We start from the raw sequence: 19,463 nt of genomic DNA on the forward strand, positions 1-19,463 counted from the left end.
CCTGAGCTTCGTTGAAAAATATGTTACATTCCGCAGCCTTAATTTTTGGTCGATAGATAGAGCAGTAGATGAAAAAGCAACGAGCCTTTCTTAAGTGGGCAGGAGGAAAATACGGTCTGGTTGAAGACATCCAACGTCATTTGCCACCGGCTCGAAAGCTAGTTGAACCTTTTGTTGGTGCTGGCTCGGTATTTCTTAACACCGACTATGACCACTACTTGCTGGCGGACATCAACCCCGACCTGATTAATCTCTACAACCTACTGAAAGAGCGCCCTGAGGATTACATCTCCGAAGCGAAGCGTTGGTTTGTTGCAGAGAATAACCGCAAAGAAGCTTATTTGAGCATTCGCGCTGAGTTTAATAAAACTGACGACGTGATGTACCGCTCATTGGCGTTCTTATATATGAACCGTTTCGGTTTTAATGGCTTGTGTCGTTATAACAAGAAGGGCGGTTTCAACGTACCGTTTGGTTCATATAAAAAGCCTTACTTCCCAGAAGCTGAATTGGAATTCTTTGCTGAGAAAGCGAAGAAGGCGACCTTCGTATGTGAAGGCTACCCAGAGACTTTCCGTCGAGCGCGCAAGGGAAGTGTGGTCTACTGTGATCCTCCGTATGCGCCACTGTCGAATACGGCTAACTTTACTTCTTACGCAGGTAACGGCTTCACGCTTGATGACCAAGCTGCACTGGCTGACATCGCGGAGAAAGCGGCGACCGAACGCGGCATTCCCGTTCTGATTTCAAATCACGACACCACATTGACGCGTCGTCTATATCACGGTGCGGAATTGAATGTGGTCAAAGTGAAGCGAACCATCAGTCGTAATGGTAGCGGGCGCAATAAAGTCGATGAACTGCTTGCTCTCTTCCGTGCTTCTGACACGGATAAATCAGACTCATAATTCTCACACTATTGTGTCTAAATAGTGGATATCCTGACTGGCTTCGGTAGAATTGCGCGCAACATTGTTTGTTGTTAGCTCGCCACTATTGAGGTCAGGTATGAAAGATTTTCTTATTGCTCCATCCATTTTATCGGCTGATTTTGCTCGTCTAGGTGAAGACGTAGAAAAAGTACTCGCAGCGGGTGCGGATGTGGTGCATTTCGATGTGATGGATAACCACTACGTACCAAACCTGACTTTTGGTGCGCCAATCTGTAAAGCGCTTCGTGACTACGGCATTACCGCTCCAATCGATGTTCACCTAATGGTGAAACCTGTAGACCGCATCATCCCTGACTTCGCAAAAGCGGGTGCATCGATGATTACTTTCCATGTGGAAGCGTCAGAGCACGTTGACCGTACACTACAGTTGATTAAAGAGCACGGCTGTAAGGCGGGTGTGGTACTTAACCCAGCTACGCCGTTGTCACATCTTGAATTCATCATGGACAAAGTTGACCTAATTCTTCTAATGTCAGTTAACCCTGGTTTTGGTGGTCAATCATTTATCCCTCACACGCTAGATAAACTGCGTGCAGTACGCAAGATGATCGACGAGTCTGGCCGTGACATCCGCCTAGAAATTGATGGTGGTGTGAAAGTGGATAATATTCGTGAAATCGCAGAAGCGGGTGCTGACATGTTCGTCGCGGGTTCGGCGATTTTCAGTCACCCAGATTACAAGCAAGTGATCGACCAAATGCGTGACGAGCTAGCAAAAGCAAAATAAGCGTTGAAGCCCCAATCTTAAAAGGCTGCCACTTTGTTGGCAGCCTTTGTCGCATCTAGGGCCAGAGCGAAGAAAATATCGCCAGCACGACGTAAATAATCACTTGCCTATTTTGCTTCCTTTCTGTACTATCCGTCTTCCTTAATTCTCGGTCATTTTTCTTTAGTTCCTTGCTTCCTCTGGACGACCGAGCCAATCGTGGAAGCTAATAATCCGTAAGGAGCAACCAATGCGTCATTACGAAATCGTATTCATGGTGCACCCTGATCAAAGCGAGCAAGTTGCTGGCATGATCGAGCGTTACACTGGTTCAATCACTGAAGCTGGCGGTAAAATCCACCGTCTAGAAGACTGGGGCCGTCGTCAACTGGCTTACCCAATCAACAAGCTTCACAAAGCTCACTACGTTCTAATGAACGTTGAAGCTGGCCAAGAAGTGATCGACGAACTAGAAACTGCTTTCCGTTTCAACGATGCAGTTCTACGTAACATGATCATGCGTACTAAAGCGGCTATCACTGAGCAATCTATCATGCTTAAGCAGAAAGAAGAGCGTGCAGAGCGTGCTCCTCGTCGCGAAGAGCGTGCTGAAGCTAAGCCAGAAGCAGCTGCTGAGTAATATTTCTTATGACCAATCGAATGGAGCTGAGTGGCACCATTGCCAAGCCGCCCATTCGTAGTAAGAGCCCTGGTGGCATTGAACACTGTCGATTTTGGCTAGAGCATCGCTCTACTGTTATCGAAGCTAATCTACCACGACAAGTTTATTGTCGAATGCCAGTAGTAGTTAGTGGGCTTGGGTCACAAGCATTAACTCAGAATTTAGTACAAGGCAGTAACATTAAGGTAGGCGGTTTTGTCGCTTATCAGACCGGCCGAAATGGCGTTGGGAAATTAGTGTTACACGCCGACAACATTACTCAAATTTAAGATCAGGAGATAGCCCATGGCTCGTTTCTTCCGTCGTCGTAAATTCTGCCGTTTCACTGCAGAAGGCGTACAAGAGATTGATTACAAAGACGTAGCAACTCTTAAAAACTACATCACTGAAGCTGGTAAAATCGTACCTAGCCGTATCACTGGTACAAGCGCTAAGTACCAGCGTCAACTAGCTCGCGCTATCAAGCGTTCTCGCTACCTAGCTCTACTACCGTACACTGACAAGCATCAGTAATCGGTTCGTTTTATTAAGAAAGAGGATTAAACAATGCAAGTTATTCTACTTGATAAAATCGGTAACCTAGGTGGTCTTGGCGATACAGTAAACGTTAAGTCTGGCTACGCTCGTAACTTCCTTATCCCTCAAGGTAAAGCAGTTATGGCAACTAAAGGCAACGTTGAAATGTTCGAAGCTCGTCGCGCTGAACTAGAAGCTAAAGTTGCTGAGCAACTAACAGCTGCTGAAGCACGTGCTGAGAAAGTTAACGCTCTAGAAGCAGTTGTTATCGCTTCTAAAGCTGGTGACGAAGGTAAACTATTCGGTTCTATCGGTACTCGTGACATCGCTGACGCTATCACAGCTGCAGGCGTTGAAGTTGCTAAGAGCGAAGTTCGCCTTCCTGAAGGTGCTCTACGTAACACTGGTGAGTTCGAGATCAGCGTTCAACTTCACTCAGAAGTTTTCGCTACTGTGAACGTACAAGTTGTTGCTGCTGAGTAATTCAGTACCAAGCGAAATAGTAAAAAGCACCTCTTAGGAGGTGCTTTTTTTATGTCTGAATAATATGAAAAGCGGGAGTTAGAAGGCAAACAAAAGATTGACGGAAAACACACTATCCGCCTTGCTCAAGCCCTCTGGCACTTTATCGTGATATTGGCGAGAGTGCGCTAATTTAAGAGCAATGTCTTCGGTAATGTCGTTGGTCACACTCAGATCACTATCAACACGAGTGTTACTTTTACCTGCTACTAAAGTGATATCGGCAGAGAGACTTAAGTTATCTAAAGCTTGCCAAGTGGTATTGATGTTACTACGCAAGATCCCTTCCTGAACGATGTCTGGAAAGACAATGTCGTCGTCATCAATCTCATCTAAGTTTGGTTCTTGGTAACGAAAACCAGGGCCGATCTCCGCTTCCAAAGTAAACTTTTCTGTATAAGCGAACTGGTAACCCAAACCGCCAGAAAATGTGTAATCTTTAAAGTAAGCACTGTAGCGTGAATCAACCCCTTTAAAGCTCCCGTACAAGTAAGTTTTTGGACCTAACTTGTAGTCGCTTTGCGCAGTATAGGTAGAAGAGCGTTTATCTTCTTCCCCATCTTTATATAGGTTGTAGTACTTCCATTCGCCGTAAGAACGGTGACGACCAGAAGTGTATTCAGCACTCAGACGAGCATTCAGGGAACGAGAGTCCGTGTTACCTGTGTGAGCTTGATAGCCGAACTCGACCTCAGTTTGTAGAGGGTCGGGCACTTCAATTTCTTGCTCTGGCTGTACTGATTCTTCAGCGTACGATGCTCCCGTGCAAAGTAAGCTAAAGCCAAGTAACCAGTATCGGGACACAAATACCTCGAACGTAATTAAAAAGGAGGGGCATGATACTGATACAGATGTTTTATTGGGTCAATGATAGGTTAATTTTTATTAGACCTAAGCCGGAGAAGCGTGGTGGGCGTTCTCATTTGCGCATCAAACTTAATTAACTGTCTGTTTCAGCATGAATTGGGGAGATTCTACCGCAATCGAGTAATTTCGCACCATAAAAAGCGAATTCTTAGCCATTCACTTGTTGAATTCTTAACAAGTAATTGTCGCTTCAGGGAAGCATCTTGGCTAAGTTTAAGGTTATAATCTCGGGTCATTAGTAGTTATCGAGCAAAGTCATGGCGGAAAACAGAAATCGCAAACCTTCAGACAGTCAGGTCGACGCAATCAAAGTGCCACCTCACTCGCTAGAAGCCGAGCAATCAGTAATTGGTGGTCTCTTACTGGACAATGAACGTTGGGACACGGTCGCTGAGCGTGTTGTGAGCAGTGATTTCTATAGCCGTCCTCATCGTCTCATTTTCGAAGGCGTTAAAACCATTCTTGAACAGGGCAAGCCTCTCGACTTGATCACCTTGTCTGAGCACCTTGAGCGTCACGAACAATTGGAAGACGTGGGTGGCTTTGCGTACCTTGCGGATCTTGCGAAAAACACACCAAGTGCAGCCAACATCAACGCTTACGCTGACATCGTAGCGGAGCGTGCAATTGTGCGCGGCCTGATCGGTGTTGCAAATGAAATTGCGGACGCTGGTTATGATCCACAAGGTCGAAGCTCAGAAGACTTAATTGATATGGCGGAGAGTAAAGTTTTCGCCATTGCAGAATCTCGTACTAGCGAAAACGAAGGCCCACAAAACGTCGATAACATTCTCGAAAAAACGCTAGAGCGTATCGAGATGCTATACAAAACACCTCAAGATGGTGTGACAGGTGTGAACACTGGCTTCAACGACCTCAACAAAAAAACGGCGGGTCTACAAGGTTCTGACTTGGTTATCGTGGCGGCACGTCCATCGATGGGTAAAACCACTTTTGCGATGAACTTGTGTGAAAACGCGGCGATGGACCAAGACAAACCGGTACTTATCTTCTCGCTAGAGATGCCTGCCGAACAGTTGATGATGCGTATGCTTGCGTCCCTATCTCGCGTTGACCAAACCAAGATCCGTACTGGTCAGCTTGATGATGAAGATTGGGCTCGTATTTCTTCTACCATGGGTATCCTAATGCAGAAGAAAAACATGTACATCGATGATAGTTCAGGCCTAACGCCAACCGAAGTACGTTCCCGTGCTCGTCGTGTGGCGCGTGAACACGGTGGTCTGTCGATGATCATGGTCGACTACCTTCAGCTAATGCGTGTTCCTGCTCTCTCTGATAACCGTACCTTGGAGATTGCGGAAATTTCGCGCTCTCTGAAAGCTCTGGCGAAAGAATTGAACGTTCCTGTGGTAGCACTATCGCAGCTAAACCGTTCCCTAGAGCAACGTGCCGATAAGCGCCCAGTTAACTCGGACTTGCGTGAATCGGGCTCTATCGAGCAGGATGCCGACTTGATCATGTTCATTTACCGTGACGAGGTTTACCATCCTGACAGCCCATACAAAGGCACGGCAGAAATCATTATTGGTAAGCAACGTAACGGTCCTATCGGTTCGGTTCGCTTAACATTCCAAGGTCAACACTCGCGCTTTGATAACTACGCGGGTCCAGCATTTGATATTGATGATGAGTAATGCAATGAGCTACATGAAAGCCGCGATGGCATGCATTGACTTGTCAGCACTGCAGCACAACTTACAGCGAGTAAAAGAGCAAGCACCAGACAGCAAAGTGATGGCCGTGGTGAAGGCGAATGGCTACGGTCATGGTCTTCGTCATGTAGCTAAACACGCTACTCATGCGGATGCTTTTGGTGTTGCTCGTATCGAAGAAGCCCTTCAGTTACGCGCTTGTGGCGTAGTAAAGCCGATTCTTTTACTTGAAGGTTTTTATTCGCCAGGTGATTTGCCAGTATTGGTGACCAATAACATTCAAACCGTTGTTCATTGTGAAGAGCAACTCGCGGCATTAGAACAAGCGGATCTCGAAACGCCAGTTGTGGTTTGGCTTAAGATCGACAGCGGTATGCATCGACTTGGCGTGCGTCCAGAGCAGTACGATGAATTCATAACACGTCTTAAAGAGTGCCCGAATGTGGCGAAACCTCTGCGTTACATGAGCCACTTTGGTTGCGCTGATGAGCTGGATAACAGCATTACCACAGAGCAAATCGATTTATTTATGTCGCTAACGGCTGGCTGTCAGGGTGAGCGCTCTCTGGCGGCTTCAGCAGGCTTGCTTGCTTGGCCACAAAGTCAGTTAGATTGGGTTCGTCCAGGCATCATAATGTATGGTGTATCTCCATTTGATGATAAAACTGCGCAAGACATGGGTTACAAACCAGTGATGACACTGAAGTCACACTTGATCGCCGTTCGTGAAGTGAAGAAGGGCGAAAGTGTTGGCTATGGCGGTATGTGGACAAGTGAACGCGACACTAAAGTAGGCGTGATTGCTGTTGGTTACGGCGATGGCTATCCACGTACAGCGCCAAACGGCACGCCAGTGTTTGTTAATGGGCGCAAAGTACCAATCGCGGGTCGCGTTTCTATGGATATGCTGACGGTTGATTTAGGTCCTGATGCAACGGATAAAGTAAGCGATGAAGCCATTCTATGGGGTAAAGACTTACCAGTAGAAGAGGTAGCTAGCCACATAGGTACCATTGCTTATGAACTGGTGACTAAGTTAACTTCTCGTGTCGAAATGGAATATTCGAAGTAACTTATGAAAACAAGACTATTCTCTGTGCTGGCATTTTCTGCCAGCCTTTTTTTATCTCCGCAGTTGATTGCCAAAGAGAAAGATTCAGCGTTCGTCCCTTTCTATTTCAGTACGGAGACCATGGGCAGCACCATAGGTTTAGCAGGCGTTGCTAAAGGTGTCGGCCAACCCCAAGCAGCCCTGTTTGGTATGGGATTGTATTCTGAAAAAGACAGTTACGTCGGTTTCCTTTCTGCTTTTAACTACGCTTTGTCGCCAAACCTTTTGTTTAGCACGCAGATGTATCAAGCGCGCTTTAACGACAACCCTTATTACTTAGGCGATCAAGGTTCGAATAACTCTTCAACGGAAGATAAAACCGTCACCAATGGCGACGAAGAGAACTACAAACTGGAGTTCAAGTACCTGCTTCCTTGGGGTAATGTTCGTGAACACGGACTGCTTGGTGCGTTCCAACCCGTGAGAGATGTGAGTTTTGCTTCTCCAGTCGATTCTGGTGTCAGCTCAATTATCTTCACCCCCTTCTATTCTTCTCGTGAGTTGGATATCTACAACGACAAGAAAGAAGAGGCGACTGGGTTTAGCCTGACATTTGATTGGGACAACCGCGACAGTGTGCGTAATACCACGCGAGGCTCCCATACCTCGTTTGACCTAACCACTGGAGCAGAAAGCTTACAGTCGGAAGACTTATGGCTGAAGTGGGAATTCCAAAACAGTCAGTACTACTCGTTGGGTCCACTTGGTGATTGGTTCGATCAGCAAGTGCTTGCGTTTGATTTCTACACGGCGGATACACCGACATGGAACAAATGCGATGGTTTAATGTGTGCTCGTCCTCCAGAGCAAGAACAAGTTCGCTTAGGTGGTTTGTATCGTCTACGTGGTTATACCGCGGGTCGCTACCACGGCCGCAGTGCGATTCACTATTCTGCAGAATATCGGGTACTACCAGACTGGCAGCCGCTCGATGATATCCCTCTCATCAACTACTACGATCTGCCGTGGTGGCAATGGGTCGCGTTTGTTGAAGTAGGGCGAGTGGCAGACGACTACGACTTAAAAACTCTGCATGAAGACATGAAGTGGAACGTGGGTGGTGCAGTGCGCTTCCAAGTTGAAGGGATTGTAGTTCGTGCTGAAATGGCCAAAGGTGCAGATGAAGGCACCTTCCGAGTCATGATCAACCAACCGTTCTAAATCGATATAAAAACAAAGGCTAACCTTGTGAGTTAGCCTTTGTTTTATCTGATTTATTCGCCGTTGATGGTGGCGATGATGCGTCGACTTCCACCGTAATCTCGGTGCTCACCTAAGTAAATACCCTGCCAAGTACCTAAAGCTAACTGACCGTTTTGGATAGGAATCGTCACACTACTGCCAAGTAAAGACGCTTTAATATGGGCTGGCATATCATCATCACCTTCATAAGTGTGCTGGTAGTAAGGCGCTCGTTCAGGCACAAACTTATTAAAGTGGGCTTCCATGTCCATACGTACTGTTGGGTCTGCGTTTTCATTTAAGGTCAGGCTAGCGGACGTATGTTGAATAAACAAATGTAACAAACCTACTGAAAGCGATTGGATTTGTGGTAATTGTTGTTCAATTTCATCAGTGACCAGATGGAAACCACGCTGACGCGCTTTTAATTGCAGTGTTTTTTGTGCCCACATATGCGTTCCTTTGGAAAAATTTGATTTGGCGTCTATCCTAATCCAATTAGAGCCTGTCATTACGAAATGATATGATTCTCAGCATCATAAATGAATTGTTTAAATTCGAAACAGGGAACGTGACCTAACTCAATGTGAGTGTAAAGGCACTCCGTCATAATTGATGGCTGAAAAAAAATTACAAAGACTTGTTTTGTGGCAATTCGCCCTAACATCTTATTTATATTCTATTTGCTAAATCGGGGATTCCGCAGTTTTCGCTAGACTGTAAGGAATGGAACCTACTGTAACATCGGGATAAAGACCATGTTGAAAAATATCAATCCAACGCAAACACAAGCTTGGAAAGCGCTAACTGCGCATTTCGAATCTGCACAAGATATGGATCTGAAAGAGCTATTTGCTCAAGACGCAGCGCGTTTCGACAAATACTCAGCACGCTTCGGCTCAGACATCCTAGTCGATTACTCAAAGAACCTAATCAACGAGGACACTCTGAAGCACCTTTTCGCTCTTGCTAACGAGACTGAGCTTAAATCAGCAATTGAAGCGATGTTCAGTGGTGAAGCGATCAACAAAACAGAAGATCGCGCTGTTCTTCACACTGCACTGCGTAACCGTTCTAACAAGCCAGTAATGGTTGGCGGCGAAGACGTAATGCCTGCGGTAAACGCAGTTCTTGAGAAAATCAAATCATTCACAGATCGCGTAATTGGCGGTGAGTGGAAAGGTTACACAGGTAAAGCAATCACAGACATCGTAAACATCGGTATCGGCGGTTCTGACCTTGGTCCTTACATGGTGACTGAAGCTCTAGCACCATACAAAAACCACCTAAACCTGCACTTCGTTTCTAACGTTGATGGTACTCACATCGTTGAGACGCTGAAGAAAGTAGATCCAGAGACAACACTATTCTTGATCGCGTCTAAGACGTTCACGACTCAAGAAACCATGACTAACGCGCACTCTGCTCGTGATTGGTTCCTAGAAACTGCTGGCGACCAAGCACACGTTGCTAAGCACTTCGCAGCGCTTTCTACTAACGCTCCTGCAGTATCTGAGTTTGGTATCGACACAGACAACATGTTTGAGTTCTGGGACTGGGTTGGTGGTCGTTACTCACTATGGTCAGCAATCGGTCTTTCAATTGCATTGTCTGTAGGTTACGACAACTTTATCGAGCTTCTAGACGGTGCTCACGAGATGGATAACCACTTCGTATCGACAGATCTAGAAAGCAACATCCCTGTGATTCTTGCTTTGATCGGTATTTGGTACAACAACTTCCACGGCGCTGAGTCTGAAGCAATCCTACCTTACGATCAGTACATGCACCGTTTCGCGGCGTACTTCCAACAAGGTAACATGGAATCTAACGGTAAGTACGTTGACCGTGAAGGTAACGCTGTGACTTACCAAACTGGTCCTATCATCTGGGGTGAACCAGGCACTAACGGTCAGCACGCGTTCTACCAGCTGATCCACCAAGGCACTAAGCTGATCCCATGTGACTTCATCGCACCTGCAATCAGCCACAACCCAGCAAGCGACCACCACCAAAAACTGATGTCTAACTTCTTTGCACAAACAGAAGCATTGGCATTTGGTAAGTCAGCAGAAACTGTGAAGGCAGAATTTGCGAAAGCAGGTAAGAGCGAAGAAGAAATGGCGTCTCTAGTACCGTTCAAAGTATTTGAAGGTAACCGCCCAACGAACTCTATCCTAGTTAAGCAAATCACACCTCGCACGCTAGGTAACCTGATCGCAATGTACGAGCACAAAATCTTCGTTCAAGGCGTTATCTGGAACATCTTCAGCTTCGACCAATGGGGTGTTGAGCTAGGTAAACAACTAGCAAACCAAATCCTACCTGAGCTAGCAGATGAGTCAGAAATCAGCTCTCACGACAGCTCGACAAATGGTCTAATCAATGCATTTAAAGCGTTCAAAGCTTAATGTTTGAATAGAAAAAGAAAAGGTCAGCAAATGCTGACCTTTTTTATTGCCTGAGGCAGAAACAAAATAGGTTGGCATTGACCAACCTATTTCTTCTCTATTATTCGAAGCAAATCTCGATGAAGGCATTTCCCCACTGTGAAGAGAAAGGCATGATGATGATTGAGCCTTCACACTTGTGGCGAATGGTGTGGCCTCGACCTGATACCACAACCGGTGTTGCCATATCAAAATCAAATCCACTTTCCGCTAGAATGCGCTTCGCACCGCCTGTCACCATGTTCGTGATCTCACCAACCATGTCCGTCACTTCTTCGTTCAGTCCATTTGGACGTTCACCAAGCATGTTCTGCATGATTTCTAGTGCTAACGCTTCATCAAAGGTAATCGACATTGAACCACGAGTTTGTGGACCAACCATACCGATAAGGCCAGAAACGTCACCTCGTGCGATCTCATCTTTCTTGATTCGCGGTTTTTGTGGCTTCAATTCAAGCGAAGCCATGGTTTTTAGCACATTCATTAACGAAGCTAAAAACGGGTTTACAAATTCAGCGCGCATAACGTTCTTCTATCTTTCTTCTTTCGTCTCCGAGGAACATGCCTGGCACTCGCCATGGGTTTCGATAACTTGATTCGTCAGCTTGAATCCATGTTTCTCGGCGTTATTGGCTAATAAGGATATCAGCGTCTCGTCTTCAAGTTCAACGACATCGCCACATTTATCGCAAATTAGCAGTTGGAAAAAGTGCTGTTGAGTGTTGAACGAACAGCAAGTGATAAAGCTGTTGTTTGATTCCACTCGATGAATAAAGCCTTGTTCTAGAAGAAAATCTAATGCTCGGTATACCGTCGGTGGTTTAGCCTGAGGCTCACTCTCTTTCAATTGCTCCAATAGCTCATACGCACTTGAGGCGCGGCGATTAGAACAAATAAGCTCAAAAACGCGTCGGCGTTGCGGCGTCAATCTTACTCCGCGCTCAGCGCAGATTTGTTCAATTTGTTCAAGGATTGTTGGGTCCAAATCTTTCACCATAACTATCGGACGTGCTTTATGATAAACCATTTCTATACGAAGTTCGTTTAGAAAGACTCCATTTTACCCACTATCAGACCGAAAATCATGAATTAAAGCAAGCCAGTGTCCCTTAGAGCGCGCAACAGATATCACAGAACGAGACACCAATGCCGAAATGCGCTTATCAGCGATTGAATTCACAAGGCTCGCATCCACTGCACAGTGGGTATACAATACCCGACTTAATTTTTTTGAGCGCACCTTCGCGCTCTACCTTGGCAACGTAAAAACGGGTGTTTATATCATGACTCATTCTTGCAGGCTCTCTGTAGCACCAATGTTGGATTGGACAGATCGTCATTGTCGCTACTTCCATCGCTTAATGACCAAAGAAACCCTGCTGTACACCGAAATGGTGACCACAGGCGCGATCATTCATGGAAAAGGGGATTTCCTTGCTTATAACGAAGAAGAGCATCCGTTAGCCCTTCAGCTTGGTGGTTCAAACGCAGCGGATTTGGCTACGTGTGCCAAACTTGCTCAAGAGCGTGGCTATGATGAAATCAACCTAAACGTAGGTTGTCCATCGGATCGCGTTCAAAACGGTCGCTTTGGTGCATGCCTAATGGCAGAGCCTCAGTTGGTTGCGGACTGTGTTGCAGCAATGAAAGACGTGGTTGATATTCCTGTTACGGTAAAAACTCGTATCGGTATTGATGACCAGGATTCTTACGAGTTCCTAACGGATTTCGTATCTATCGTCTCTGAGAAAGGTGGTTGTGAGCAGTTCACTATCCACGCACGTAAAGCATGGTTAAGTGGTCTAAGCCCGAAAGAAAACCGTGAGATCCCACCATTGGATTACCCACGCGCTTACCAACTGAAGAAAGATTTCTCACACTTAACGATTGCAATTAACGGTGGCGTGAAATCACTGGAAGAAGCGAAAGAGCATCTACAACACCTAGATGGCGTGATGATTGGTCGTGAAGCGTATCAAAGTCCTTACTTGCTAGCATCTGTTGACCAAGAGTTGTTTGGCTCAAATGCTCCAGTGAAAAAGCGCAGCGAAATCGTTGAAGAGATGTACCCGTACATTGAAGCACAATTGGCAAAAGGTGCTTACCTTGGTCATATCTCGCGTCATATGCTGGGTCTGTTCCAAAACATGCCGGGTGCTCGTCAATGGCGTCGTCACATCAGTGAAAACGCGCACAAACCGGGTTCTGGTCTAGAAGTGCTGCAAGACGCACTGGCGAAGATTCCAAAAGAATTGAACGTGTAAATTTCACCAGTGGTTGGTGAAAATTACCAACTTACAAATAGAAAAGCCAGAGTGCAGAAATGTCTCTGGCTTTATTTTTACTTATAGATCATGGTTTTATTCTTGTTTTAATAAGTTGGTACAGAACCTGCTCTAGTAAAACTAAAACAAAGGAGAAGTGATTATGTTGGAGCTGATCTTTATTTTAGTATTTGCGGCAACTCTGCTCGTGACTGGTATTACGATGGTGACTGTATTTGCTGCGACTGGCATTGCATTGGTGGTGATGTTCTTATTGGGCATGGTTGGAGCTGTGCTAAAACTATTGCCTTGGCTAATAGTGATTGCATTAGGCATATGGTTTTTTAAAAACTTCGTCGCTCAGCCTCGTTATAAGTAACGGATTGTAGAGATTTAGTTGATGGTGGGCTGTGAGAGTATGTTAGTATTTCTCACATGCCCCTTAATGTTGAAATCAGCTATCTCGGAGTAAAAATTACATGACATATAAAGCGACCATCGCTTTAGCGACACTATCGTTGGCAGCGTCTTACCCTTGTTTTGCAGAACAAGAGTCTTCTTTCACAACCACGGTTGGTGCAGAAGTTTGGGTTGCGGATACCAAAGTGAATGAAGTAAGAAGAGATAGCGATACAACGGGTACTTTCTACGCAGCGATTGAACATGACGTAAAATACGTACCAAACGCGCGTCTTCGTTACTCAAGCGTTGATGCCGATTACATGGGTTTCGACAAACTAGACCTCACTCTTTACTACCAAATTCTTGAACACGACTTAATGCACTTTGATGCGGGTCTGACCTTTAGTAATTTGAGTGACACAAAATACGTAGACGCAGGTACCAATGCTCGTACAGAAGATTTTGATGAGCTGATTTGGGCTTGGTATGGCTACGCAGAAATCACCGTGCCAAATACAAACTTTGATGTGATTGGTGAGATGAACTTTGGTGATAACAAGGGCATTAAGAGTACAGACCTTATGGCTGGTGTTCAGTACCGTATTCCTTTCCAAGAGTCTGAATTGACATTCCGTGGTGGTTACCGAGTGATCGACTTGGAGTCAGAAGAGTTTCTATCGAGCCTAGGCAAAGAGTTCATTTTTGCGGACGGTTTCTTCGTTGGCGCTCAGTACTCCTTCTAAACACATTTCTCTGAATCTCTTAAAACGTCGCTTTATAAGCGGCGTTTTTTTATATCACTTCATTATATTAAATCGAATTTCTCGCCCAAGTATCAGACTTCGACCATGCTTATCTAGGAGCAATGTGTAAAAGTTGGAGCAGGGATTGCGATGACAATAAATGAATTACGACATCTATTTCGTGACAACCAGCTAGTAGAAGCCATCATCGAACCTTCAATTCAAGAAGGTGGATGGGTTGTTGAGTTTCGCCACGCACGCGGTGGGTTTGTTTGTCTAACTGATAGTCACGGGGAAGAGTGCCATTATGATGATCTCGATACGGCATCCAAATCGGCAATGGCCGTCGGCTTTCAGCAGGTTCGTATTGAAGATCGGTGAGTCTTAGCGCGACTTGCTTACTTCCAAAAAGTTATAAAACATTCTCTTCTATTCTTTCTTGTTATTAGAGAGAGTGGTTAATCTATCGTCACGCAATGAATAGGGATGTCGTGACAATGTCTTTTCAACAGAATGAATATTCTCACAAGAAAGTGTCGGAAGATAATAATGGGCAAGGTGGTAATCCGCCAATCGCAAGCCCGCTTAATGACCAGCAATTTAACTCACTCCAGCAAACTGTCTCAGAGTTGTCTTCACAGCAACTTGCATGGGTCAGCGGTTACTTCTGGGGACTCGCTCAAAACCAACCAAGTGCAGCGGCTGCAACGCCTATCGCACAGGCGGCTGCTTCTGTTGCTGCAAAACCAGCTGGCAAGCTAAGCATCATTTTTGCTTCTCAAACTGGTAATGCGAAAGGCGTTGCTGAAGCGCTAGAGCAAGAAGCCAAAGCAGAAGGCATTGCTGTAGAGTTGTTTGATGCTAGCGATTACAAAGGCAAAAACTTAGCAAAAGAGACTCACGTGATCATCGTGGCGTCGACCAATGGTGAAGGCGAAGCGCCAGACAATGCCATTGAACTGCATGAGTTCCTTCAATCTAAGAAAGCACCCAAGTTACCAAATCTACAATACGCTGTGATTGCACTGGGTGATTCTAGTTATGAGTTCTTCTGCCAAACGGGCAAAGACTTCGATACTTACTTGTCTAAGTTAGGCGCAACTGCCTTCATCGATCGCATTGATTGTGATGTGGATTATGAAGCGCCGGCCGCTGAATGGCGTAAGCAAGCGCTTGAACAAGTAAAAGAAGCCCTTTCTTCAGGCAATGAAGCAGAAGTAGTCCAACTGCCTGTTGGTCAAGCTGCTCCAGGACATTCTGCTTATAACAAGCAAAATCCATATACCGCAACGTTACTGACAAGCCAGAAAATCACAGGTCGTGATTCAGGTAAAGACGTTCGCCATGTAGAGATTGATCTCGAAGAGTCGGGTTTGACCTATCAGCCAGGTGATGCGCTAGGTGTTTGGTTCGACAATAGTTCAGAATTAGCCAACGCTATCTTAGCGAAGGCTGGTCTATCCGGTGTAGAAAGTGTTGAAGTCGATGGCGAAAGCCTTTCTATTCACAGTGCATTGGTTAGCAAGTACGAAATCACCGCATCAAACCCTCAGTTTGTCACTAAATTCGCAGAGCTATCTGGTAGTAAGAAACTACAAAAGCTAGTGGAAGATAAAGACAAGCTTCGTGAGTACTCTGCAAATACCCAAGTGGTAGATGTACTTGCAGAGAAGAAGACCAAGTTAAGTGCAGAAGAATTAGTTGGTTTACTTCGTCGATTGACACCTCGTCTATATTCTATCGCTTCGAGTCAAACGGAAGTCGATGAAGAAGTTCACCTTACCGTAGGCTTGGTTGAATACGACAAAGGTGATGAAAAGCGCTATGGCGGAGCATCAAGTTTCCTCGCTCAACGTCTAGAAGAAGGCGGTGAAGTGAAAGTGTTTGTTGAGCACAACAATAACTTCAAACTGCCACAAGATGACAACACACCAATCATCATGGTTGGTCCTGGTACCGGTATTGCGCCTTTCCGTAGCTTTATTCAGGAGCGTGATAACCGTGACGCTGAAGGCAAGAACTGGTTGTTCTTTGGTGACCGTACCTTTACTCAAGATTTCCTTTACCAAGTTGAATGGCAGAAGTACCTCAAGTCAGGTTTGCTGACTCGCCTTGATGTTGCGTTTAGTCGTGACCAAGCAGAGAAGGTTTATGTTCAACATCGCATCTTAGAAAACGCTGAACAAGTGTGGCAATGGATTCAAGATGGAGCCTACATCTATGTATGTGGTGATGCCACTCGTATGGCAAAAGATGTTCACGATTCGCTGGTATTTGTAGCCGAGCAACAAGGCAAGCTATCTCGTGAAGAAGCCGAAGCATTTATCAACGATCTACGTAAAGCGAAACGTTACCAAAGGGATGTGTACTAATGAGCGCGAATCAACAATCAAACAGCCAAGAAGTATTAGGTGAGGTGCTTGGTCCACTCTCGGATAATGAGCGCCTTAAAAGAGAAAGTAATTTACTGCGTGGAACGATTGAACAAGATCTGCAAGACCGTATTACTGGCGGTTTTACTGCAGACAACTTCCAATTGATTCGTTTTCACGGAATGTACCAGCAAGATGACCGTGATATCCGTAACGAGCGTGCTAAACAAAAGTTGGAGCCGCTGCATAACGTCATGCTTCGTGCTCGTATGCCGGGTGGCATCATTACACCAAAGCAATGGCTAGCGATCGACAAGTTTGCAACCGAGCACTCTTTATATGGAAGTATTCGTCTTACTACTCGTCAAACGTTCCAGTTCCATGGCGTGCTAAAACCAAATATCAAGTTGATGCACCAAACGCTAAACAGCATTGGTATTGATTCGATTGCAACTGCGGGTGACGTTAACCGTAACGTGTTGTGTACCACTAACCCAGTGGAGTCGGAGCTACACCAAGAAGCTTACGAATGGGCGAAGAAGATCAGCGAGCATCTACTACCGAAGACACGTGCTTATGCAGAGATTTGGTTGGACGGTGAAAAAGTAGAAAGCACGGAAGAAGACGAACCGATTCTGGGTAAGAACTATCTACCACGTAAGTTTAAAACCACAGTGGTTATTCCACCGCAAAATGACGTAGACGTACACGCTAACGATCTTAACTTCGTAGCGATTGCAGATAACGGCAAGCTGGTTGGTTTTAACGTGCTTGTTGGTGGTGGTCTAGCGATGACGCATGGCGATACGTCAACCTATCCACGTAGAGCGGATGACTTTGGTTTTATCCCACTAGAGAAAACACTTGATGTTGCCGCTGCTGTAGTAACAACTCAACGTGATTGGGGTAACCGTTCTAACCGTAAGAATGCAAAAACCAAATACACATTAGATCGTGTCGGTAGTGATGTGTTTAAAGCGGAAGTAGAAAAACGTGCCGGTGTTAAATTTGAGCAAAGCCGCCCTTATGAATTCACGGAACGTGGTGACCGTATCGGTTGGGTTGAAGGTATCGATGGTAAGCATCACCTAGCACTCTTCATCGAAAACGGCCGTCTATTAGATTTCCCGGGTAAACCACTTAAGACGGGTGTTGCTGAAATTGCCAAAATCCATAAAGGCGATTTCCGTATGACAGCAAACCAAAACCTGATTGTTGCTGGTGTACCAAAAAGCCAAAAAGCGAAGATCGAGAAGATTGCTCGTGAACATGGTTTGATGGATGACGGCGTAAGTGAACAACGTAAGAACTCGATGGCATGTGTGGCGTTTCCAACATGTCCATTAGCAATGGCAGAAGCAGAGCGTTTCCTACCTCAGTTCGTAACCGATGTAGAAGGTATTCTAGAAAAGCATGGTCTACCTGAAGAAGACAATATCATCCTACGAGTAACAGGGTGTCCAAATGGTTGTGGTCGAGCAATGCTGGCAGAAATCGGCTTAGTTGGTAAAGCTCCAGGTCGATACAACTTACACCTAGGTGGTAACCGCGGCGGTACTCGAGTACCGAAGATGTATAAAGAGAATATTACGGATAAGCAAATCTTAGAAGAGATTGATCAGCTGGTGGCTCGTTGGGCTGCTGAACGTGAAGAAGGCGAAGCATTTGGCGACTTCACGATTCGAGCTGGCATTATCCAAGAAGTGTTCGTATCAAAGAGGGACTTCCATGCTTGATTCTGTAGCGTCCAAACCGGAGCTAGCAGAGTTACTGACATTAACTAAGACGGAGCAAATCCTCCGTCTTGCTCAAATCAATGTCGAGCTCGAACAGCTTTCGGCACAAGAGAGAGTAAAGTGGGCATTGGATAATTTGGAAGGGGAGTTCGCTGTCTCATCCAGTTTCGGTATCCAGGCCGCCGTGATGCTCCATCTTGTGACACAACAAAAACCGGATATCCCTATTATCCTAACGGACACTGGTTATCTATTTGCAGAGACTTATCAATTTATCGACCAGCTGAAAGCGCAACTGAACCTCAACCTTAAAGTGTACCGAGCAAAAGAAAGTGCCCATTGGCAAGAAGCACGTTACGGAAAACTTTGGGAACAAGGCGTCGAGGGAATTGAAAAGTACAACAAGATAAATAAGGTTGAACCAATGCGACGAGCTCTGCGAGAGCAAAACGTTGGAACTTGGTTCTCAGGGCTGCGTCGAGAGCAAAGTCAGTCTCGTGCTGGTCTACCAATCTTATCAATCCAAAATGGCGTATTTAAATTCTTACCAGTGATCGACTGGACGAATAAAGATGTCCACTACTACTTAGAAGAACATGGCTTGAGTTATCACCCGTTGTGGGAGCAAGGTTACCTCTCAGTAGGCGATACGCATACAACGAGAAAGTGGGAACCGGGAATGTCAGAAGAAGAAACGCGCTTCTTCGGCTTAAAACGTGAATGTGGATTACATGAAGATGACGATAATGAACAAGATGGTTCTGGCATTTAGTTGTTAAGCCCGTAAAAGCCGTGTTCAGGTCTAACAAAGAAAGCTGCTGCAAAGCAGCTTTCTTTGTTTATGGATGCTAAAAATAAGGGTAAAAAGGATAACTCTGTGGATAAGTTGTTTGCTATCTATGGGTAAAGTTGGATAAATAAGGCTTTGATCGAAAAGTCGTCGCTTAACCATTATTTTTGCAATTTTTGCAAAATAACGCTTGCCAATGTGAGCGCGATCTCTATAATGCCTCCTTGTCGACAGGGCAGAGCTCACAAGGCTTCAAGGTGAAGTCGACAAGGTCAGAAAGAAAAACGAAATAGTTAATTGCTTTTACTTTTAAAAAGTAAAATAAATAGCAAAAAGTGTTTGACACAGAAAATTATCTCGCTAGAATGGCCGCCTCTTCCGAAGTGATGTGAATCACAAAGAAGAGTAGCTCTTTAAAAATAAGAACCTATCAATCTGTGTGGGCACTCGTTGATGATAATCCAATTAGATACCTCGGTATCAAATTAGGT

Annotated in this window: 21 protein-coding genes; 17 read left to right on the plus strand and 4 right to left on the minus strand. The window is 45.4% G+C overall.

From position 1 onward, the window contains the following. Nucleotides 1–68 precede the first annotated feature (68 nt). From VCHENC03_RS16415 to rplI, 6 genes are all read left to right on the plus strand, one after another. Nucleotides 69–908, plus strand: a complete 840-nt coding sequence (locus VCHENC03_RS16415) for a Dam family site-specific DNA-(adenine-N6)-methyltransferase (protein ID WP_009705524.1) — start codon at nt 69–71, stop codon at nt 906–908. 100 nt (nt 909–1,008) lie between these two features. After that, nucleotides 1,009–1,680 (plus strand): ribulose-phosphate 3-epimerase, encoded by a 672-nt coding sequence (rpe, locus tag VCHENC03_RS16410; protein ID WP_009705525.1) that lies wholly within the window; start codon nt 1,009–1,011, stop codon nt 1,678–1,680. A 229-nt stretch (nt 1,681–1,909) separates the two neighbouring features. Continuing rightward, nucleotides 1,910–2,299 carry a 30S ribosomal protein S6 gene (rpsF, locus tag VCHENC03_RS16405; protein WP_005438446.1) on the plus strand — a complete coding sequence of 130 codons (390 nt, stop codon included), beginning with the start codon at nt 1,910–1,912 and terminating at the stop codon, nt 2,297–2,299. An 8-nt stretch (nt 2,300–2,307) separates the two neighbouring features. Then, nucleotides 2,308–2,610, plus strand: a complete 303-nt coding sequence (gene priB, locus VCHENC03_RS0125670; protein WP_005438449.1) for a primosomal replication protein N — start codon at nt 2,308–2,310, stop codon at nt 2,608–2,610. Between the two features lie 16 nt (nt 2,611–2,626). Further along, on the plus strand, nt 2,627–2,854 hold the full coding sequence (rpsR, locus tag VCHENC03_RS16400; protein WP_000090472.1) for a 30S ribosomal protein S18: 228 nt from the start codon (nt 2,627–2,629) through the stop codon (nt 2,852–2,854). Nucleotides 2,855–2,887: 33 nt separating this feature from the next. Then, nucleotides 2,888–3,340, plus strand: a complete 453-nt coding sequence (gene rplI, locus VCHENC03_RS16395) for a 50S ribosomal protein L9 (protein ID WP_005438451.1) — start codon at nt 2,888–2,890, stop codon at nt 3,338–3,340. A 78-nt stretch (nt 3,341–3,418) separates the two neighbouring features. Here rplI and VCHENC03_RS16390 read toward each other — a convergent pair whose 3' ends face one another. Next, entirely contained in the window at nt 3,419–4,183 is a 765-nt protein-coding gene (locus VCHENC03_RS16390; protein ID WP_005438452.1) for a DUF481 domain-containing protein, read from the minus strand. Between the two features lie 320 nt (nt 4,184–4,503). Here VCHENC03_RS16390 and VCHENC03_RS16385 point away from each other — a divergent pair, with 320 nt between their 5' ends. From VCHENC03_RS16385 to VCHENC03_RS16375, 3 genes are read left to right on the plus strand one after another with little or no spacing between them, the layout of a single operon-like run. Further along, a complete protein-coding gene (locus VCHENC03_RS16385) occupies nt 4,504–5,904 on the plus strand; it encodes a replicative DNA helicase (protein ID WP_009705526.1) in 1,401 nt (466 codons plus the stop codon). 13 nt (nt 5,905–5,917) lie between these two features. Beyond that, the gene (alr, locus tag VCHENC03_RS16380) at nt 5,918–6,994 is read left to right on the plus strand and encodes an alanine racemase (protein ID WP_009705527.1); all 1,077 of its coding nucleotides are present in this window, start codon (nt 5,918–5,920) and stop codon (nt 6,992–6,994) included. Between the two features lie 3 nt (nt 6,995–6,997). Next, nucleotides 6,998–8,194 carry a BamA/TamA family outer membrane protein gene (locus tag VCHENC03_RS16375; protein ID WP_009705528.1) on the plus strand — a complete coding sequence of 399 codons (1,197 nt, stop codon included), beginning with the start codon at nt 6,998–7,000 and terminating at the stop codon, nt 8,192–8,194. A gap of 53 nt (nt 8,195–8,247) precedes the next feature. Here the strand turns inward: VCHENC03_RS16375 and VCHENC03_RS16370 are convergent, their stop codons facing one another. Then, nucleotides 8,248–8,667, minus strand: coding sequence for a secondary thiamine-phosphate synthase enzyme YjbQ (locus VCHENC03_RS16370; RefSeq protein WP_005438458.1), 420 nt, complete (start codon nt 8,665–8,667; stop codon nt 8,248–8,250). Nucleotides 8,668–8,973: 306 nt separating this feature from the next. Between VCHENC03_RS16370 and pgi the strand changes: the two genes are divergently transcribed. Further along, nucleotides 8,974–10,626 (plus strand): glucose-6-phosphate isomerase, encoded by a 1,653-nt coding sequence (pgi, locus tag VCHENC03_RS16365; protein WP_032802557.1) that lies wholly within the window; start codon nt 8,974–8,976, stop codon nt 10,624–10,626. 100 nt (nt 10,627–10,726) lie between these two features. On the opposite strand, the gene VCHENC03_RS16360 is transcribed toward pgi, so the two are convergent. Beyond that, complete coding sequence (locus VCHENC03_RS16360; protein ID WP_005381269.1) at nt 10,727–11,188, minus strand: chemotaxis protein CheX; 462 nt, start codon at nt 11,186–11,188, stop codon at nt 10,727–10,729. 9 nt (nt 11,189–11,197) lie between these two features. Continuing rightward, nucleotides 11,198–11,662, minus strand: coding sequence for a zinc uptake transcriptional repressor Zur (gene zur, locus VCHENC03_RS16355; protein WP_005438461.1), 465 nt, complete (start codon nt 11,660–11,662; stop codon nt 11,198–11,200). A 286-nt stretch (nt 11,663–11,948) separates the two neighbouring features. Between zur and dusA the strand changes: the two genes are divergently transcribed. The 7 genes from dusA (at nt 11,949) to VCHENC03_RS16320 (ending at nt 18,954) form a co-directional block, all read left to right on the plus strand. Further along, complete coding sequence (gene dusA / locus VCHENC03_RS16350; RefSeq protein ID WP_032802564.1) at nt 11,949–12,929, plus strand: tRNA dihydrouridine(20/20a) synthase DusA; 981 nt, start codon at nt 11,949–11,951, stop codon at nt 12,927–12,929. Between the two features lie 163 nt (nt 12,930–13,092). Continuing rightward, a complete protein-coding gene (gene pspG / locus VCHENC03_RS16345) occupies nt 13,093–13,308 on the plus strand; it encodes an envelope stress response protein PspG (RefSeq protein ID WP_005438463.1) in 216 nt (71 codons plus the stop codon). Between the two features lie 100 nt (nt 13,309–13,408). After that, nucleotides 13,409–14,074 (plus strand): TIGR04219 family outer membrane beta-barrel protein, encoded by a 666-nt coding sequence (locus VCHENC03_RS16340; protein WP_005438464.1) that lies wholly within the window; start codon nt 13,409–13,411, stop codon nt 14,072–14,074. A gap of 150 nt (nt 14,075–14,224) precedes the next feature. Further along, nucleotides 14,225–14,455 carry a hypothetical protein gene (locus VCHENC03_RS16335; protein WP_005438465.1) on the plus strand — a complete coding sequence of 77 codons (231 nt, stop codon included), beginning with the start codon at nt 14,225–14,227 and terminating at the stop codon, nt 14,453–14,455. 116 nt (nt 14,456–14,571) lie between these two features. After that, nucleotides 14,572–16,446 carry an assimilatory sulfite reductase (NADPH) flavoprotein subunit gene (locus tag VCHENC03_RS16330; RefSeq protein WP_009705531.1) on the plus strand — a complete coding sequence of 625 codons (1,875 nt, stop codon included), beginning with the start codon at nt 14,572–14,574 and terminating at the stop codon, nt 16,444–16,446. After that, complete coding sequence (gene cysI / locus VCHENC03_RS16325) at nt 16,446–18,182, plus strand: assimilatory sulfite reductase (NADPH) hemoprotein subunit (RefSeq protein WP_032802560.1); 1,737 nt, start codon at nt 16,446–16,448, stop codon at nt 18,180–18,182. Before VCHENC03_RS16330 ends, cysI begins: the two co-directional genes overlap by 1 nt. Continuing rightward, nucleotides 18,175–18,954: a phosphoadenylyl-sulfate reductase gene (locus VCHENC03_RS16320; protein WP_009705533.1), complete on the plus strand. Its 780-nt coding sequence runs from the start codon at nt 18,175–18,177 to the stop codon at nt 18,952–18,954. The genes cysI and VCHENC03_RS16320 overlap by 8 nt, the downstream gene beginning before the upstream one ends. Nucleotides 18,955–19,463 lie beyond the last annotated feature (509 nt).

This window comes from Vibrio sp. HENC-03 (assembly GCF_000305755.2).
In the GTDB taxonomy this organism is placed as follows: Bacteria; Pseudomonadota; Gammaproteobacteria; order Enterobacterales; family Vibrionaceae; genus Vibrio; species Vibrio owensii.

Excerpts from the sequence above, each read along its gene's own strand:
- VCHENC03_RS16335 (WP_005438465.1), top strand. The coding sequence starts at position 14,225 with ATGACAATAAATGAATTACGACATCTATTTCGTGACAACCAGCTAGTA.
- rplI (WP_005438451.1), top strand. The coding sequence starts at position 2,888 with ATGCAAGTTATTCTACTTGATAAAATCGGTAACCTAGGTGGTCTTGGC.
- rpsF (WP_005438446.1), top strand. The coding sequence starts at position 1,910 with ATGCGTCATTACGAAATCGTATTCATGGTGCACCCTGATCAAAGCGAG.
- pgi (WP_032802557.1), top strand. The coding sequence starts at position 8,974 with ATGTTGAAAAATATCAATCCAACGCAAACACAAGCTTGGAAAGCGCTA.
- rpsR (WP_000090472.1), top strand. The coding sequence starts at position 2,627 with ATGGCTCGTTTCTTCCGTCGTCGTAAATTCTGCCGTTTCACTGCAGAA.
- dusA (WP_032802564.1), top strand. The coding sequence starts at position 11,949 with ATGACTCATTCTTGCAGGCTCTCTGTAGCACCAATGTTGGATTGGACA.
- VCHENC03_RS16385 (WP_009705526.1), top strand. The coding sequence starts at position 4,504 with ATGGCGGAAAACAGAAATCGCAAACCTTCAGACAGTCAGGTCGACGCA.
- VCHENC03_RS16370 (WP_005438458.1), bottom strand. The coding sequence starts at position 8,667 with ATGTGGGCACAAAAAACACTGCAATTAAAAGCGCGTCAGCGTGGTTTC.
- VCHENC03_RS16340 (WP_005438464.1), top strand. The coding sequence starts at position 13,409 with ATGACATATAAAGCGACCATCGCTTTAGCGACACTATCGTTGGCAGCG.
- pspG (WP_005438463.1), top strand. The coding sequence starts at position 13,093 with ATGTTGGAGCTGATCTTTATTTTAGTATTTGCGGCAACTCTGCTCGTG.
- VCHENC03_RS16375 (WP_009705528.1), top strand. The coding sequence starts at position 6,998 with ATGAAAACAAGACTATTCTCTGTGCTGGCATTTTCTGCCAGCCTTTTT.
- priB (WP_005438449.1), top strand. The coding sequence starts at position 2,308 with ATGACCAATCGAATGGAGCTGAGTGGCACCATTGCCAAGCCGCCCATT.
- alr (WP_009705527.1), top strand. The coding sequence starts at position 5,918 with ATGAAAGCCGCGATGGCATGCATTGACTTGTCAGCACTGCAGCACAAC.
- cysI (WP_032802560.1), top strand. The coding sequence starts at position 16,446 with ATGAGCGCGAATCAACAATCAAACAGCCAAGAAGTATTAGGTGAGGTG.
- VCHENC03_RS16415 (WP_009705524.1), top strand. The coding sequence starts at position 69 with ATGAAAAAGCAACGAGCCTTTCTTAAGTGGGCAGGAGGAAAATACGGT.
- rpe (WP_009705525.1), top strand. The coding sequence starts at position 1,009 with ATGAAAGATTTTCTTATTGCTCCATCCATTTTATCGGCTGATTTTGCT.
- VCHENC03_RS16360 (WP_005381269.1), bottom strand. The coding sequence starts at position 11,188 with ATGCGCGCTGAATTTGTAAACCCGTTTTTAGCTTCGTTAATGAATGTG.
- zur (WP_005438461.1), bottom strand. The coding sequence starts at position 11,662 with ATGGTGAAAGATTTGGACCCAACAATCCTTGAACAAATTGAACAAATC.
- VCHENC03_RS16320 (WP_009705533.1), top strand. The coding sequence starts at position 18,175 with ATGCTTGATTCTGTAGCGTCCAAACCGGAGCTAGCAGAGTTACTGACA.
- VCHENC03_RS16330 (WP_009705531.1), top strand. The coding sequence starts at position 14,572 with ATGTCTTTTCAACAGAATGAATATTCTCACAAGAAAGTGTCGGAAGAT.